Source organism: Comamonas sp. B-9, assembly GCF_000410635.1.
Taxonomy (GTDB): domain Bacteria; phylum Pseudomonadota; class Gammaproteobacteria; order Burkholderiales; family Burkholderiaceae_C; genus Comamonas.
Genome location: NZ_KE148605.1, coordinates 1 through 1,140 on the forward strand (window position 1 = coordinate 1; position 1,140 = coordinate 1,140).

General features: G+C 64.2%; 1 protein-coding gene and 1 pseudogene. One reads left to right on the forward strand and one right to left on the reverse strand.

Features of this window, described 5'->3' with window-relative positions:
* Positions 1 to 382: pseudogene (locus H928_RS32905) on the forward strand (hypothetical protein); the annotation flags it as partial.
* A 110-nt stretch (positions 383 to 492) separates the two neighbouring features.
* On the opposite strand, the gene H928_RS0115865 reads toward H928_RS32905, so the two are convergent.
* On the reverse strand, positions 493 to 1,140 hold a 648-nt coding region (locus H928_RS0115865; protein WP_021027395.1), incomplete at its 5' end, for a LysE family translocator.

The window sequence follows — 1,140 nt, forward strand, 5'->3', positions numbered from 1 at the left end:
AGCCGCGCCTACGCCGGTAGCGCCGCCGATGCCAGCACCTGCGGCCCCCGCTGCAGCCGCCGTTGCACCCGCATACCCTGCTGTTCCACCCGCTGCCAGAACGCAGGCGGCCGAAGAAAAACGCGCGGCCGAACGGCCAGCGCCACCGATGGCTGCAGCACCGGCTGCATCAGAAGCCGCCTCCGCACTGTCTGCTGCGGCACCTGCCCTGCCCCCATGCAGCCCCGATCTGGACCCCCAGGCCCTGGCCGAGCAGCGCCGCCGCATCCAGGCCTATGACAAGGCCCTGGCCGCTGGCCTGCCAGCACCTGCGCCGCTGCCGGTATGCCGCCCTGCGCCCGCCCATGAGGCAGAGCCTGCGCAGCCAGTGGACAGCCGCTGAGTCCCCGCCAAGCAGTGTGCAGACATAAAAAAACAGGCCTGCATGTCGCAGGCCTGTTGGCTTGGTATCAGCGAAGATTAGCGAAGAAGCGGCGCTGGATTTAGGCGGATCTAAGCCATCAGGTCATAAAGCCCATAGCCAAAACCGGCAACGCCAATGGCCAGCAGCAGGCAGGACGCGACCAGCAAGATGCGCTTTTCGCGGGCGGGCGAAATCAAGCTGCGCACCAGGAGCGCAATGAGGCCCAGCATGCTGAAATCCAGCACCACCCAGACAACGGTCAGCACCGCCAGGCTGTGGTCGGGCGCAGGCAGCACGCCAATGAACTGCGGCAAGAACGACGCAAAGAAAATGATGTCCTTGGGGTTGGAGACACCAAGGATAAAGCCCTGGCTGAAGCCGCCTTGCTTGCTGCCGGGGGCCGGTTCCGCAGTCATGGCACTGCCGGGCTCGGCATCCATCGCCCAGGCATCGCGGATCATGCCCCAGGCAATCCAGACGATGTAGAGGCAGCCCGCCAGGCGCACCAGCTTGAAGGCCGATTCATCGATGACCAGCAAGCCCTTGATCAGCAGCGCCGACAAAAAAATCAGCACCAGCGATGCCAAGTTGGTGCCGCAAATGGTGGCGAATGCATGGCGCATGCCGCCTACCAGGCCGGCTCGGGCCACCAGCAAGGTCACGGGGCCCGGGGTGATCAGCAAGGTAATGACCGACAGCGCAAACAGAAACACCAGCGAAAGATTGAGTTCAGACAT